This window comes from Dehalococcoidia bacterium, from assembly GCA_030648205.1.
Lineage (GTDB): Bacteria > Chloroflexota > Dehalococcoidia > JAUSIH01 > JAUSIH01 > JAUSIH01.
On sequence record JAUSIH010000041.1, the window covers coordinates 1 to 15,364 of the forward strand.

Here is a 15,364-nt window from a genome sequence, read left to right on the forward strand (position 1 = left end):
AGCTCAGGGCGAGCGGAACACCGCCCGCCGCTCATGGTGAGCCTGTCAGACGTGCTCAGTGTGGCTCATACGGGCCATGAGCGCTTTGAATGTGTCCGTTCCAGAGTGGAGGGAAGGGTGTCCAGAGGGACCCACCCTCTGACGGGGGCACCGGGGGTGTCCCCTGGGAATCTTTCGTTCCCCATCCTCGGAGAAGGACGGGGGCTAGAGTCTATCCGACAACCGTGCCCCTGAGGAGAGTGCAGAGAGGGCGACGCCCTTTTTGCTGGGGGTCTGGGGGTATCCCCCAGGAGTTTTTCTCCCCCTTCCAGGAAAGGAAGGGGGACCAAGGGGGATGGCTCCCAAGATGTGGAGGGGAAATCAGCAGGGTAGAACCTCCAGGTAACGCGATTGCGAAAGCACTACAATAGTTTCCTGAGTTTCCTGGCGGGAGGTAAGAACGAGCATGTCCACGAACGATACAGGACTACAGGACAAGTGGGCGCTCATCCTGGGCGCATCCAGCGGCTTTGGTGGAGCGACGGCCATTGAGCTGGCGCGCCACGGCATGCACATCTTCGGCGTGCACCTGGACATGCGCAGCACCCTGCCCAACGCGGAGAAGATCGTCAAGACCATTGAAGGGATGGGCCGGCGCGCCGTGTTCTTCAACACGAACGCGGCCAGCCCGGAGAAGCGCAAGGTGGTAGTCGGCAAGATGCAGGCCGCGCTTGCGGAGGCGGGGACGCCGGACGGCGTACGCGTCGTGCTCCACTCGCTGGCCTTCGGCACGCTCAGGCCGTACATCGGCGCGTCCGCGGAGGAGTCCATCACGCAGGCGCAGGTGGAGATGACCGCGGACGTGATGGCCAACAGTCTGGTCTATTGGGTCCAGGACATGGTGTTCAGCGGCATGCTGGGTCGCGGCGGGCGCATCTACGCCATGACCAGCGCCGGATCGGAGCGGGTCATCACCGACTACGGCGCTATATCGGCGGCCAAGTGCGCGCTGGAGTCGCATATTCGCCAGCTCGCTTGCGAGCTGATGAAGCGGGGCATCACCGCCAACGCCATTCGGGCGGGGGTCACGGACACGCCCGCCCTGCGGAAGATACCGTCCCACGCGCAGCTCATTGAGTACGGAAGCAAGCGCAATCCGGGCGGACGCATGACCACGCCCGAGGACGTGGCGAAGGCCCTCGCCCTGCTGGCCCAACCGGGCAGCCAGTGGATCAGCGGCAACATCATCAACGTGGACGGCGGCGAGCAGATTGTCGGGGGTTAGCTCTCCAAACTGTGAGGTGGTCGCGAGCCTGGAGTGGCCTCTGGGGTAGTGGCTGATGATAAGGTCGTGGTTTTCCAGTATCCGTGTCCGGCTGCTGTTGCTGCTGGCCCTCCTTTTCGTCTGCGCACTGGTGATCATGGTCTATTCCGCTCTGGAGCGCCGCGAGCGCGCCGCCAGGGACGCGGAAGATGACGTGGCGCTCCTCGCCCGCGTCACGGCGGTCCAGCACGAGCAGACGCTGGAGAGCGCCCGTAATCTTCTTGTCACCCTCGCTCAGCTTTCGGAGGTGCGGGACGGGGACGCAGTCCAGTGCAGTGCGCTGTTCGCGCGTCTCCTGAAGGGATTCCCATCCTACACGAACTTCTCTCGAGCGGACATGTCCGCTCGTAACTCTTGCAGCGCTGTCCCTGCAAATCCGCCGGTGAACGTAGCGGACCGGGACTATTTCCAGCGGGCGATTCAGACGCGCGACTTCGTCGTGGGCCAATACCAGGTTGGCCGTGCGAGCGGCAAGCCCACAATCCCCATGGGGTATCCCGTGCTGGATGACACGGGCGTTGTGCGGGGTGTGGTGATAACAGGCATAGACCTCACGTGGCTCACTCAACTGGCGTCCAAAGCCAGTCTTCCGCCGGGTGCGTCTCTCACTCTTCTGGACGCGAATGGAACGGTGGTCGTGCGCTACCCGGATGATGGAAGGTTCGTCGGTGCAAGCGTCAGCGATAGGCCCGTGTTCAAGATAATCCTCGAAAAAAGGGGTGAAGGCAGCGCCCAGTCTGTTGGGCTGGATGGCACTCCACGTCTCTATGGCTTTACTCGGCTGCGCGGCACGCCGCCGGGGGGCGAGCTGTACTTGGCGATCGGCGTCACCTCGGCGTCCATCTACGGGCCGATAGACGCGGAGTTGGTGCGGAATCTCGTGCTGGTCGTTGTGGGCTCTCTTGCCGGGCTGGCGGCCATGTGGTGGTCAATGGAGCGGCTGGTCATCCATCCCGTTCAGCGACTCGTCCGCGCCACGGCGCGAGTCGCCGGCGGCGACCTCTCCGCGCGCGCGGGCGGGCCATACAAGACGGGAGAAATAGGCGCTCTTGCCCACGCCTTCGATAAGATGGTACGCATGCTCCAGGCGCGCGAGGAGGAGACGCGACAGGCGGAAAGAAGGCTGCACCAGAGCGAGGAGCGTTTTCGAAGCCTTGCGGAGAATGCGCAGGACATCATCTACCGGTACCGTTTGATGCCGACGCGTGGCTTTGAGTACGTCAGCCCCGTCGTCACCCCGATTACCGGCTATACGCCACAGGAATACTACGCCGACCCTGATCTGTACCTCAATGTCGTGCACACGGAGGACCGCCATCTCCTGGGGTCGTCGTCGAGGAGCTTTGGCCAGCCTCTCGTCCTGCGGTGGCGCCGCAAGGACGGAACACTGGTCTGGATCGAGGAGCGGAACATTCCGGTGTATGACGCCGGCGGGGGCCTCGTCGCGGTGGAGGGCATAGCGCGGGACGTCACAGACCGCATGCAGCAGCAGCATAGCCTTATCCACGAAGCCTTCCACGACAAGCTGACGGACCTGCCGAACCGGGCGATGTTCCTTGAGCGGCTGGGTCGGACGATGCAGCAGGCCAGGGAAAAGCAGGGCAGGGCGTATGCCGTCCTGTTCATGGACCTGGACAGGTTCAAGCCCGTCAACGACACGCTTGGCCACGAGAAAGGCGACAAGCTTCTCGTCGCGGTGGCGCGGCGTCTGGAGGGCTGCCTGCGCGCGGGCGATATCGTCGCGCGTCTCGGCGGCGATGAGTTCACGATATTGCTGCCGAGCATAGCGGACGTGACGATGGCCAAGATGGTGGCGACGCGTATCCTGGAATCGGTCGCCGCGCCGTTCGACCTGGACGGTCAAGTCGTGCGCGCCACATTCAGTATTGGCATCGCCATGTGCGAAACGCAGCAGTATGAGCAGCCGCAGGATGTTCTGCGGGACGCGGACACGGCCATGTACGCGGCCAAGGCGAGAGGCCGCGCCCGATACGAGGTCTTTGAGCCGTCCATGAGCCCGCATGCATCCAGCTAGCGCGGGCGGCGTGACCACTACGTTTGCAGGCGGGGCGTGACGCGGCGCAAAGATGGACTTGTGCAGCGAGCCGGTGCGGATGGGAGCGTGACGTGGAGACCGTAGTGACCGACCTGCCGATGGTCTGTTCGTCCGTGTGAGCGCATTCAAGTAGCAGGCGGCTGAATGCAGACTATTTATGCCTATAATGACGAAAAGTGGATTGACACTACTGTGCCGGTCTGCTAGAGTTAGGAGTGGCTTAGAATGCCTCCGGTTTGCGGGAGATGCCACACTTGACCGGCACTTCGGGCCGCACGGCCCAACGCGATATTCTCCGGCGACGTCGCCTCGCAGGCCTGTCATGGGCCTCGTCGCGCGAGATGGCGCGTAGTGCAGTATTCTTTTGGCTTTCCCCCGCGGGAACCGAACGCGTTCGGCTCATGTAATTTGTCGAACTAGCAAACTCCGGAGCCTCGGGGGCTTCCCTGCGAAGAACCGTCCCGAGTGCGTCCGGTAACGCAGGGATGGCTATGGAAAAGAACGAGATCATCATCCGACTGGCTGGCGAAGGTGGCGAGGGCGTCATCTCCACCGGCGACATCTTCACTCAGGGCGCCGCGCGCACCGGCTATCACGTCTTCACCTTCCGCACCTATCCCGCCGAGATCAAGGGCGGCCACGCCTGGTACCAGGTGCGGGTGGGAGCGTACCCCGTCCTCTCGATGGGCGATGGCGTGGACGTGATGGTGGCGTTCAACGCCGAGGGCTATTATAACCACAAGCACCTCATCAACAAGGGCGGCGTGCTCATTTACGACCCGGACACGGTCACTCCGGAAGAGAGCAGCTCCGTCATTGCGTATGGCATTCCCTTCAACACCATCGCACGCAAGGAACTGGATTTCTTCCGCGGGAAAAACCTCATCGTCACTGGCTTTCTGGCCGGACTTTTTGGCCTGGAGCCTTCGTCTCTGGAGGGGCTCATCCGTAGCCGGTTCGCCCGCCGCGCTGAGCTTCTGGCGAGTAACCTCAAGTCTCTGTACGCAGGATACGAGCACGCCACCAAAAAGATAGAGAAGCGCGACCCCTACTTTCTCACACCTGTCGAGAAGATACCGCGGCTGGTGCTGAGCGGCAACGACGCCATCGCCGCCGGCGCTCTGGCCGCGGGCTGCAGGTTCTTCGCCGGTTATCCCATTACCCCGGCGTCCGAGATTCTGGAGACGATGTCGAAGGAGCTGCCCAAGCTCGGTGGCGTCAGCCTCCAGGTCGAGGATGAGATCGCGGCCATCGGCATGGCGGCGGGCGCCTCATTCGGGGGCCTCAAGTCCATGACCGCCACCTCCGGCCCCGGCCTGTCGCTGATGAGCGAGTTCCTGGGTTGGGTCAGCATGTCGGAGACGCCGTGCGTCATCGTTGACTCGCAGCGCGCGGGCCCCAGCACGGGTATGCCGACAAAGCTGGAGCAGGCGGACCTGAACCATGCTCTTTACGCCGGTCACGGTGATTTCCCACGCATCGTCATGGCGGCCGGGTCGGTGGAGGACGCCTTCTTCCGCATCATTGACGCGTTCAACCTGTCCGAGAAGTACCAGATGCCCGCCATCTTTCTCTCGGACCAGTCCCTGTCGCATCGCACCGAGTCTATGCTCAAGCCGGACCTCTCCCGCATCCACGTGGAGGACAGGCTCAGGCCCACCGCCGAACAGCTCAAGGATTACCGGCGCTACGCGGTGACGGAGAGTGGGGCCTCGCCCATGTCCGCCCCCGGCATGGCTGGCGGCGCTTATGTGGCGCCCGGCCTGGAGCACGACGAGAAGGGCCACGTGGACACGCCCCTTCAGTCGCACATCATCATGATGCCCAAGCGCTTCCGCAAGCTGGACGGCGCCAGGAAGGACATGGGACAGCTCTCGCGGCACGGCGCGGCGGACGCTACGATTGGCGTCATTGGCTGGGGTTCGACGGAGGGTGTGATACAGGAGGCCGTGGACCGGGCGAACGCCAGCGGCCATAAGGTGGCTGCTCTCCATCCCAAGCTCCTCAGCCCTCTGCAGGTGGACGACCTGAGGAAGTTCATGGACTCAGTGGAGCATGTTATCGTGCCGGAGGTGAACTACAGCGGTCAGTTCGCGCACTACCTCCGGTCCATCCTTGGCGACAGCGTCGTGCAGCTCAACAAGTACGGAGGGCTCCCGTTCACGCCGGGGGAGATCTTCAAGAAGATAGAAGAGGTGGCGAGAAATGGTAACCAGCGCGGTAACTCTCACCGTTAAAGACTACAAGAGCGACGTCAAGCCCACCTGGTGCCCCGGGTGCGGCGACTTTGCCGTCCTCTCCGCGACCTACAAGGCCCTTGCCGACCTCCAGCTTCGGACAGAGCGGGTGGTGATCGTTTCGGGCATCGGGTGCTCGAGCCGCATTCCGTACTTCCTCTCGACGTACGGCGTCCACAGCCTGCATGGACGGGCGCTCCCCATGGCTTCGGGCGTGAAGCTGGCCAACCCGGATATGACGGTGATGGTGATGGGCGGCGACGGCGACATGTTCGCCATCGGCGCGGGGCACATGCCGCACGCGGCGTCCCGTAACTTGGACCTGACCACCGTCTGCATGGACAATCAGATTTACGGCCTGACCAAGGCCCAGGCTTCACCCACATCCAAGATCGGGCAGGTGACCAAGTCGACGCCCTATGGCGTGGCGGCCAAGCCCATCAATCCCTTGCTGACAGTGCTTGCCGCCGGCGCAACCTTCGTGGCCCGAGGCTACTCGGCCAAGCCCAAGATGCTCGCGGAGCTCTTCGTGGCGGGCATCAAGCACAAGGGCTTCTCCTTCATCCACGTCATCAGCCCATGCACCGAGTTCAACAACACGTACAGTTTCTACGATGCGCAGGCGACTGATTTGCCCGCGGATTGGGACAAGAGCGATCTGCAGAAGGCCATGGGTCTGGCTATAACCGAGGAGAAGCCGCACCTGGGCGTCTGGTATGAGACGGAGCGGCCCGTGTTGGACCAGGTGCTGCACAGCCTGGAAAAGGAGATCAAACCCTTCGACACTAGCGCTTATTTGAAGCGCTTCGAGTAGGGCTTTCCGCGCGCCCGGCATCGGGAGGCGGCACCAGGGCGAGAAGAAGGGCCGTGGAAACGAGGGCGACCGCCGCGCCCACCAGGAACGGCGCCGAGTGGTTGACCTCCTGCCAGAGGAAGCCTGCAATCAGGCCCGCGGGCAGCACGGGCAGACCCGCCGCCACGTAGTACAGACCGTACGCCGAGCCGCGCCGGGCCGAAGGCACCAGGTCCGCCACAAATGCGCGGCTCGTCCCGTCAGTCAGCCCCAGGAAAGCCCCGTACAGGACGAACAGCGCCAGCACCTGCCATTCCATGTGCGCCAGGCCAAACCCCAGTGAGACAGCGCCCGCAACCGCCCATCCCGTCGCAAGCACCGTCCTGCGGCCCACCTTGTCCGACGCTTTGCCCGCGTAGTACGCAACGCCCGTGTACAGGGCGTTCATCGCCGCCAGCAGCAACAGGACCTGAACCACCGTGAGGCCGAGGGTCTGGGCGCGCAGGATGTAGAACACGATACTGACGTTGCCCAACGAGAACAGGGCGACGATGCCCAGAAACCGCGCGTAAGACCTCTTTGCGATAGCGTATGTGTGCGCGGGGGGCGGATCGTTGGACGCATGGGCCGGTTGCCGTGCGGCATGGCGACGCGGCTCGTGGACCGCGACCGCGACCACCAGCGCCGCAAGCAGGGCGGGGACCAGCGCCATGCCCGCGATGATGCGGAACGTGCCTTCTTGCAGCAGGTCAGCGTTCCCTTGAGTCAGATAGACCACGCCCGCCGCCATGAGCAGTCCCGCCATTGCTCCCGCCGTGTCCATCGCCCGGTGGAAGCCGAAGGCCCGCCCTCGCTCGCTTTGCGCCACGGAGTCCGCCAGCAGGGCGTCCCGCGGCGCCGACCGCGCGGCCTTGCCCAGCCGGTCCACGAAGCGAATCGCCAAGACCGCTGACCACGACTGGGCGATGACAAGGAAGGGCCGGGCTGCCCCGGCCAGCGCATAGCCCAGCGTCGTGGGCAACTTGCGGTTGCCCGTGCGGTCGCTCACCCATCCGCTGACGGTGCGCAGCACGATGCCCGTGCTCTCCGCCAGGCCCTCCACCAGGCCGATGATGCTCCCCTTCACCCCCAGCACGTTGGCGAGAAAGAGCGGCAAGAGGTTTTGAATCATCTCGCCGGACATGTCCATGAGGAGGGCGGCGACGCCGAGGAAGAAGACATTAGGCGAGAGTCCCCAGAAGCGGCGCTCCCGGGGCGGTGCGGAAGATGACATAGCCCCAGTATACAGTCCGCGTGGCTGTTTTCGTAGTCGTATCCGCTCCCGTGTGCTATACTACCGGCATGTCGCGGAAAGTCTCCCATCTGCTCTCCATATCCGACCTCACCTCTCAGGACATCTGGCGGCTCATCCGCACGGCGGGAACGCTCAAAGGGGTGCGCAGCGGCGCTCTGGCGGGCCGTACCCTGGGTCTGCTGTTCCAGAAGCCGTCCATGCGCACGCGGGTCAGCTTTGACGTCGCCATGTACCAATTGGGCGGACGGGCTATTTATCTCTCCCAGGCCGAGGTGGGTCTGGGCACGCGCGAGTCCGTGCGCGTAGTGGCGCGCGTGCTCTCGCGCTACCTTGACGGCATTGTGGCGCGGGTGTACACCCACAAGGATGTGGAAACGCTGGCGCGGTACGCGGACGTGCCCGTCATCAACGGCCTTTCGGACGTGGAGCACCCCTGCCAGGCGCTGGCGGACCTGATGACCATTTACGAGAAGAAGGGCGCTTTGAAGGGACTGACCATTGCTTTCCTGGGCGACGGCAACAACTGCGCCGCCAGCCTCGCGCTGGGCGCAGCCATGCTCGGTGCCAACTTCCGCATCGGGTCGCCGAAGGGCTACTGGCTGAGCAACGACGTGGTGGGCCGCGTCCGCAAGTATGCCGAGGCCGCCGGCGCGCAAGTCCTTTGCACAGACGACCCGGACGACGTTGTGCGGGACGCGGACGTCGTCTACACGGACGTCTGGATCAGCATGGGCCAGGAGGATACGGCGGAACGCCGCCGCGCGGTTTTTGCGCCGTATCGGGTGACGGACAAAGTCCTGCTCAAGGCCCGCCCGGGCGCGATCTTCATGCATCCCCTTCCCGCTCACCCGGGCGAAGAGATCACTGCGGACCTTCTCGAGCATCCCCAGTCCGTGGTGTACGACCAGGCGGAGAACCGCCTGCATATTCAGAAGGCCCTTCTGCTGGAACGTCTGGGGACCGGAGCCAGCGAAATCAGGCCTTCCTAGTCACTGGCAGGACCATTTATGCGCAGACCCATCGTTGCCCTGGTCGGTCGCCCTAATGTGGGCAAGTCCACCCTGTTCAACCGTCTCGTTGGCGCGCGCGTCGCAATTGTCGCGGACGCTCCGGGCACGACGCGTGACCGCGTCAACGCCGAGACCAGTTGGGCGGACAGGCGTTTTGCCTTGGTGGACACGGGCGGCATAGAGGCCGAACCGTCGTCGGGGCTGCGTGTGCAGGTGAGAGAGCAGGCGGAGACGGCCATCCGGGAGGCGGACGTGGTGGTGTTCCTGGTGGATGCGCGGGACGGCCTGACCTCCGAGGACTTGACCGTCGCCGATATTTTGCGCAAGTCAAAGAAGCCGGTTATCCTCGTGGCCAACAAGGCGGACAACGAGACCCGGCGGCAGAACACAGTGGAGTTCTACGCCCTGGGACTGGGGGAGCCGCTGTCAATCAGCGCGTATCATAACATCGGCGTGTCGGACCTGATGGACCAGGTGGTCGAGCGCCTGCCGCCCGCGCCTCCGGAAGAGCCGGATAGTGAGGTCATGAAGCTGGCCATCGTGGGCCGGCCCAACGTGGGCAAGTCCATGCTGCTGAACGCCATCCTGGGCGAAGAGCGGTCCATCGTGAGCGAGACGCCGGGCACTACCCGGGACGTGATTGATACGACGTTTACCTTCCAGGGCGAGCCTCTTGTTCTGCTGGACACGGCGGGCATTCGCCGCAGCGGCAGCGTCGAGTCGGGCGTCGAGCGCGCGAGCGTCCTGCGGGCGATGCGCGCTATCGAGCGGGCGGACGTGACGCTGCTGGTGCTGGACGCTTCGGAGCTGGGCACGGCCCAGGACGCACACGTGGCCGGCTACGTGTTGGAGGCGTACAAGGGCCTAGTGCTGACCGTGAACAAGTGGGACCTGGCGGAGAAGCTCGGACTAGACGAGGAAAAGGCGGTCGCGATCGTGCGTCATCGCTTCCGGTTCATCCCCTGGGCGCCCGTTGTCTTCGTGTCGGCGCTGGCGGGCACGGGTATAGAAAAGGCGCTGACCCAGGCGCGGGAGGTCTATCAGGAGCGGACGCGTCGAGTGTCCACCGCCCTGCTGAATACCTTGATGATGCGCGCCGGATCCCGGCAGGCGCCTCCTATGGTCAAAGGGCGGCGTCTGCATATCTACTATCTGACTCAGCCCGCGGTCAACCCTCCGACATTCGTATTCTTTGTCAATGATCCCGACCTGCTTCACTTCTCCTATCAGCGGTTCCTGGAGAACGTCATCCGGGAGGCCTTTGGGTTTGCCGGGACACCCATTCGGCTGGTGTTCCGGGCGAGGAGTGAGTCATCGTCATGATGCTTGCTCTCGCGGCCCTGCTGGGCTATCTCCTGGGCGCCTTTCCAACGGGCTATCTGGTGGGATGGTTCGTGGGGCGCACGGACGTGCGTGACCACGGCAGCGGGAGCACCGGTGCGACAAACGTCGCGCGAAAGCTTGGTTTTGGGTGGGCCGCCGCGGTGATGGCCGTGGACGTGGGCAAGGGCGCTCTGGCCGTCGTGTTGGCGCGCGAGTTGGGGACGGGTGTTCTGGGCGAGGCGCTGTCCGGGCTTGCGGCTGTGGTGGGCCATAGCTGGCCGGTGTACCTGCAATTTCGCGGTGGACGGGGCGTGGCCACGGGCATTGGCACCCTCATGGTCGTCGCGCCGGTGGTGGGGGCCGGGGGCCTTGCCGCGTGGATACTCACGGTGGCGCTGACGCGGTACGTGTCCCTGGGGTCGGTCCTGGGCGTTGGTGTGGTCTTCGTTGTAGGCGTCGTCTCCCTGGTGACCGGCGCACGGTCATGGGAGACGACAGCGTACCTGGTGATTGGCTCCGCCCTTATCATTGCGCGGCACAGGGAGAACATCATCCGGGTGCTCGCGGGCACCGAGCGGAAGCTGGGCCAGCCCGCGCCACCGGTCGCGCCCGCGCCGCCTTCGCCCTCGCCCAAGTTGCGGCCCCAGGCCGGGCCGGACGCAGCGGCCCGATAGTCCGCGGCGACCGCCGGAGAGGACGAAATGTCCCGCGTCGTCATCATCGGCACAACAAGCTGGGGGACCACCCTGGGTATTATCCTGGCGTCCAGAGGACAGGATGTGACCCTCTGGGCCCGCACGCCTGAGGAGGCACGCCGCCTGGCCGCCGACCGCGAGAATAAGCGTCTGCTGCCGGGCTTTTCGTTCTCGGAGCGTCTGCGAGTGACCAGCGCCCTGGCCGACGCCTGCGCCGACACGGATGCCGTGGTCTTCGCCGTCCCGTCGAAGTCCCTGCGCGCCAGCGTACGCGCCGTCCGGTCCCACGTGCCGCCCGACGCGCTGGTCATCAGCGCGACGAAGGGGCTTGAGGTGGACACGGGTAAGCGCATGACGCAGGTGCTCGGGGAGGAGCTGTCCCCCGCCCACCACGCGCGCATTGTGGCGCTGTCCGGCCCCAACCTCTCGCAGGAGATCGTCAGGGGGCTGCCCGCCACGACGGTGGTGGCCTCCCCTGACGCCGCAGTCGCGCGGCAGGCCCAGCAGGTCTTCATCAGCCCGCTTTTCCGTGTTTACACCAGCACGGACGTCGTCGGCGTTGAGCTGGGCGGCGCTTTGAAAAACATCATTGCGCTGGGGGTAGGCATGTGCGAGGGGTTGGGCTATGGGGACAACGCCAGGGCCGCTATTATCACCCGTGGCCTGGCGGAGATAACGCGCCTGGGCGTCGCGATGGGCGCCACTCCTCTGACCTTTGCCGGTCTGGCGGGCATGGGCGACCTTATCGCCACATGCTTCAGCCCGCTGAGCCGCAACCACCACGTGGGCCTGGAGCTTGCCAAGGGGCGGCGTCTGGCGGACATCCTTGAGGGCATGCATCACGTGGCCGAGGGTGTGGACACGACTGCGGCGGCGCGCCGCCTGGCCCGTGAGATAGGGACGGAGATGCCCATCACGGAGACGACCTACCGCGTCCTATTCGAGGGGGCCGATCCTCGGCAGGCGGCGATGGAGCTGATGACGCGAGCGCCCCGTCCGGAGTGGCCGGACCTCCCACGGTAGCCGCCATGTCCGACGCAACACTGGCGCTCATATTTGGTACGTCGTTTGTGGTCGGGCTGTCCGGCGCCATCTCACCGGGGCCTCTGCTCACTCTGGACATTCGCGAGGCGGCGCGCCGCGGGTTTTGGGCGGGGCCGCTCATCGTTCTGGGGCACGGCATCCTGGAGCTTGTCCTGGTCGTGGCGCTGGCGCTGGGGCTGCGCCAGTTCCTTGACCAGAGATCGCTGGTCGCGGTGGTCAGCGTGTTAGGCGGGCTGTTCCTGGTGTGGCTGGGGGTCCAGTTGGTGCGCAGGCCCGGAGGGCTGTCCCTGACTCCCGCGCGGCTGGACGGCGGGCCGAACGGCGGTGGGCGCAACCTGGTGCTGGCGGGCGCTCTGGTGAGCCTGGCGAACCCCTACTGGAGCCTCTGGTGGGCCACCATAGGGCTGGGCTACCTGGTGTGGGCGCTCGGGAGCGGCGTGGCGGGACTTGCGTCGTTCTTCAGCGGGCACATCCTCGCCGACCTGGCGTGGTTCGGGCTGGTAGCCCTTGCCGTCGCCAGCGGGCGCCGCCTCGTGAGCGACGCCGTGTACAGGGGCGTCTCCATTGCATGCGGCGTCTTCATGGTCGTCCTGGGCCTCTACTTCATCGGGTCGGGAACGGGGCTGGTCCGCTAGCCGCCCAGCTCTCCGACGTGGTAGAGCACCGCGGCGGCGGCTACCACTCCCGCCGTCTCCGCGCGCAGGATGCGCTGGCCCAGGCTCACTGTTACCGCGCCGCGACTCCGTCCCATGTCCACTTCGTCCGGCGTGAAGCCGCCCTCCGGCCCGATGAACAGGTTGACAGGCGGATAGTCGCCTCCTTCGTTGGGGGGCAGTCGCTCCGTCAGCGCCCGGCGCAGCCCGATCTGGCGCTCCCTCTCCCAGGGCAGCAGGGACAGTCCCCGGACGCTCTCCCATGCCTTGTCGAACTGTGCGGACGGCAGCAGGCGCGGGATGCTCCCCCGTCCGGACTGCTCCGCCGCCTCCTGGAGAATGCGCCGCCAACGGGACGCTTTGGCTGAGGCCTCGTGCGCCTCTCGCGCCACGGAGCGGGCGCATACGACCGGGGCAAAGGCGCTGACCCCCACCTCTGTACCCTTCTGCAGCACCCACTCGAACTTGTCGGCCTTCAGCGTGCCCTGGTACAGCGTGACGCTAAGCCGCGGCTCCGGCGGCGCGGGTTCCCGCTTCAGCACCCTGCCTTCCACGCCCCTTGACGCGACCTTCACAAGCTCCACGTGGTATTGCCAGCCCTGGTCGTCCAGCAGCAGCACCTGCGTGCCCGCCCGCAGACGCAGGACGCGGGCTATTTGGCGTGCCTGGTCGGACGGGAACGCGACTACTGGGCTGTCCAGGATGTCCGCGGGGACGAAAAAACGGCGCACGTTACGGCTCGCCTCTCTGAGCGACAAGGGCGCGCCAGTCGCTCTCCGCAGCCACCCTGAGTACGTGCGCGCCCAGACTCTCGAATCGCTCCTGCAGAGCCGGGGCCAGGTGATCGAGGATGCCGCCGGCGATGAGCCGGCCTCCGGGCTTGAGCGCGGCCACCAGGTGCTCCGCCATGCCCGTCAGGATGGGGGCGGTGATATTCGCGACGACCACGTCGAATCCGGAGGGCGCGGTGTCGCGCAGGTCATGCGCAAGGGGCAGGGTGCCGCGCGCGACGGTAATGCAGTCGGAAAGCCCGTTCCGCCGGGCGTTGTCCGCCGCCACCGTGACGGCTACGGCGTCAATATCCAGGGCCAGCACGCCGCGTGCTCCCAGCCGGGCCGCGGCGATGGCCAGGATGCCGGAGCCTGTACCCAGGTCCAGGACCTGCTCGTTCCGCAGCGGCGCGGTGTCAAGCTCCAGGAGGCACAGGCGCGTGCTGGGGTGCAGCCCGGTGCCGAAGGCCATGCCGGGGTCAAGCTCGATGATTGCGTCGTCGGGCTGCGGCTGGTACGCGCGCCACGTGGGCTTGATGACCACCCGCCGGCCTATGCGCAGGACGTGGAAGTGCTCTTTCCAGGCGTTGGCCCAGTCCTCCTCGTCCATCTCGCGGAAGACGGGCGCTGAAAAGGGCCACGCCGTCCCCAACAGGCTCAGCACCGCCACGATGTGGCGTCGCTTGTCCTCGAGCTCGTGGTCGTGGGGAAGATACGTCCTGACGGTCACGCGGCCCGGCGCGGGCAGAGGGTACTCCACGCCGTCCAAGGGGGCCGACTGGACACCGCCCTCGATGGCGACGCCGCCGTGGCCGATCTTCTGGAACGCCTCCGCGACCGCCTCCGCGCCTTCGCCGTCCGCCTCAACCGAGACCTCAACCCACTTCATAGGACTTGTGCAATCTCCGCTACTGGCAGCGTTTGAAGTACAAATGGCGCGTCGTCACGAAGGCCAAAGAGACTGGTGCGCCTAGATGAGAAACCGAATCAATGCGACGAAATGCGGCGAATGACTAGCTGGAAAGGACGTCCTTGATCTTGTCAAAGAGGCCCTTGTCACTCGCGTCGCAGGGCTTGTCCAGCACCTTGGACAGCTCCTGAAAGAGCTTGCGCTGCTGCGGTGTCAGCGCGTCCGGCACCAGCACCCGCGCAATTACAAGTTGGTCGCCGCGGCCTCTGCCCCGAATTTGAGCCACGCCTTTGCCCTTCATTCGGAAGGTCTGCCCATGCTGTGTGCCCGGCGGGACCCGCAGATCGGTCTGCCCGCCCAGCGTGGGTACACTGACGGTATCGCCCAGCGTGGCCTGGGCCACGTTCAAGGGCAGGTCGTAGAGGATGTGATCGCCCTCGCGGCGGAAAACGGCGTGGGCCTGCACGTGGATGCTGATATAAAGGTGGCCCGTCGGGCCGCCGTTCCATCCGGCGTCGCCCTCGTTGGAGAGCCGTATCTGTGATTCGTCGTCAATGCCCGCGGGGATTTTCACCACCAGGCGGCGGCTCTGCCGCTCTTTGCCCGTGCCCCGGCACGGAGCGCAGGGGTTCGTGATGACCTGGCCCGCGCCCTGGCAGCGGCTGCACGTCGCCACGTGGACGAACTGGCCGAAGACGCTCTGCTGGTAGCGCCGGACCTGGCCCTGGCCGTTGCAGGTGGCGCAGCGGGACTTGCCGGAGCCGGGCTTGGCGCCGGAGCCGTTGCACAGGGCGCACGTCTCAAGGCGGGAGAACTCGACCTCTTTTTCGCAGCCGAGGGCCGCCTCTTCAAAGCTGATGTCCAGGGCGACGCGCATGTCCTCGCCGCGTTGCGCCGCGGGGCGATTGCGGCCCGGCGCGCCGCCGAAGAACGAATCGAAGATGTCGCCGAATCCCCCGAACGGCTCCGTTCCCTCGAAGCCGCGGCCTCCGACGGCCGCGCCGACGCGCCCAAACCGGTCGTAATGGGCGCGCTTCTCCGCGTCGCTGAGGATTTCGTAGGCCTCGTTGATCTGCTTGAACTTGTCCCCGGCACCTGCCTCTCTGTTCCTGTCGGGGTGGTGCTGGAGGGCAAGTTTACGGAAGGCCTTCTTGATGTCCTCCTCCGACCCGTCGCGGGGGACACCGAGCACCTCGTAGTAGTCGTGATGGTTGCCTGAAGCCATGGCTATCCTTTCCGCCTGAACTTTCATTCTAGCAGGGCGCCAGGGGCCTAT

The 15,364-nt window shown here is 65.4% G+C and carries 13 protein-coding genes; 9 read left to right on the plus strand and 4 right to left on the minus strand.

What is annotated here, in order from left to right; translation table 11 throughout:
• Nucleotides 1-445: 445 nt before the first annotated feature.
• The 4 genes from Q7T26_04770 (at nucleotide 446) to Q7T26_04785 (ending at nucleotide 6,410) form a co-directional block, all read left to right on the plus strand.
• Nucleotides 446-1,264, plus strand: coding sequence for an SDR family oxidoreductase (locus tag Q7T26_04770; protein MDO8531470.1), 819 nt, complete (start codon nucleotides 446-448; stop codon nucleotides 1,262-1,264).
• A gap of 55 nt (nucleotides 1,265-1,319) precedes the next feature.
• Nucleotides 1,320-3,338: a diguanylate cyclase gene (locus tag Q7T26_04775; GenBank protein ID MDO8531471.1), complete on the plus strand. Its 2,019-nt coding sequence runs from the start codon at nucleotides 1,320-1,322 to the stop codon at nucleotides 3,336-3,338.
• Between the two features lie 512 nt (nucleotides 3,339-3,850).
• Nucleotides 3,851-5,596 carry a 2-oxoacid:acceptor oxidoreductase subunit alpha gene (locus tag Q7T26_04780; GenBank protein MDO8531472.1) on the plus strand — a complete coding sequence of 582 codons (1,746 nt, stop codon included), beginning with the start codon at nucleotides 3,851-3,853 and terminating at the stop codon, nucleotides 5,594-5,596.
• Nucleotides 5,565-6,410, plus strand: coding sequence for a 2-oxoacid:ferredoxin oxidoreductase subunit beta (locus Q7T26_04785; protein ID MDO8531473.1), 846 nt, complete (start codon nucleotides 5,565-5,567; stop codon nucleotides 6,408-6,410). Before Q7T26_04780 ends, Q7T26_04785 begins: the two co-directional genes overlap by 32 nt.
• Here Q7T26_04785 and Q7T26_04790 read toward each other — a convergent pair.
• Nucleotides 6,382-7,662: an MFS transporter gene (locus tag Q7T26_04790; protein MDO8531474.1), complete on the minus strand. Its 1,281-nt coding sequence runs from the start codon at nucleotides 7,660-7,662 to the stop codon at nucleotides 6,382-6,384. The genes Q7T26_04785 and Q7T26_04790 overlap by 29 nt on opposite strands.
• 68 nt (nucleotides 7,663-7,730) lie before the next feature.
• Here Q7T26_04790 and argF point away from each other — a divergent pair, with 68 nt between their 5' ends.
• The 5 genes from argF to Q7T26_04815 are packed head-to-tail and all read left to right on the plus strand — an operon-like array spanning nucleotide 7,731 to nucleotide 12,390.
• A complete protein-coding gene (gene argF / locus Q7T26_04795) occupies nucleotides 7,731-8,672 on the plus strand; it encodes an ornithine carbamoyltransferase (protein MDO8531475.1) in 942 nt (313 codons plus the stop codon).
• An 18-nt stretch (nucleotides 8,673-8,690) separates the two neighbouring features.
• Nucleotides 8,691-10,016: a ribosome biogenesis GTPase Der gene (der, locus tag Q7T26_04800; GenBank protein MDO8531476.1), complete on the plus strand. Its 1,326-nt coding sequence runs from the start codon at nucleotides 8,691-8,693 to the stop codon at nucleotides 10,014-10,016.
• Entirely contained in the window at nucleotides 10,013-10,690 is a 678-nt protein-coding gene (plsY, locus tag Q7T26_04805; GenBank protein MDO8531477.1) for a glycerol-3-phosphate 1-O-acyltransferase PlsY, read from the plus strand. Before der ends, plsY begins: the two co-directional genes overlap by 4 nt.
• A 27-nt stretch (nucleotides 10,691-10,717) precedes the next feature.
• A complete protein-coding gene (locus Q7T26_04810; protein ID MDO8531478.1) occupies nucleotides 10,718-11,734 on the plus strand; it encodes an NAD(P)H-dependent glycerol-3-phosphate dehydrogenase in 1,017 nt (338 codons plus the stop codon).
• Between the two features lie 5 nt (nucleotides 11,735-11,739).
• Nucleotides 11,740-12,390, plus strand: a complete 651-nt coding sequence (locus Q7T26_04815) for a LysE family transporter (GenBank protein MDO8531479.1) — start codon at nucleotides 11,740-11,742, stop codon at nucleotides 12,388-12,390.
• Here Q7T26_04815 and Q7T26_04820 read toward each other — a convergent pair.
• From Q7T26_04820 to dnaJ, 3 genes are all read right to left on the minus strand, one after another.
• Nucleotides 12,387-13,139 (minus strand): RsmE family RNA methyltransferase, encoded by a 753-nt coding sequence (locus Q7T26_04820; protein ID MDO8531480.1) that lies wholly within the window; start codon nucleotides 13,137-13,139, stop codon nucleotides 12,387-12,389. The genes Q7T26_04815 and Q7T26_04820 overlap by 4 nt on opposite strands.
• A 1-nt stretch (nucleotide 13,140) precedes the next feature.
• Nucleotides 13,141-14,067, minus strand: coding sequence for a 50S ribosomal protein L11 methyltransferase (gene prmA / locus Q7T26_04825; protein MDO8531481.1), 927 nt, complete (start codon nucleotides 14,065-14,067; stop codon nucleotides 13,141-13,143).
• Between the two features lie 124 nt (nucleotides 14,068-14,191).
• A complete protein-coding gene (gene dnaJ / locus Q7T26_04830; GenBank protein ID MDO8531482.1) occupies nucleotides 14,192-15,313 on the minus strand; it encodes a molecular chaperone DnaJ in 1,122 nt (373 codons plus the stop codon).
• Nucleotides 15,314-15,364: the final 51 nt, after the last annotated feature.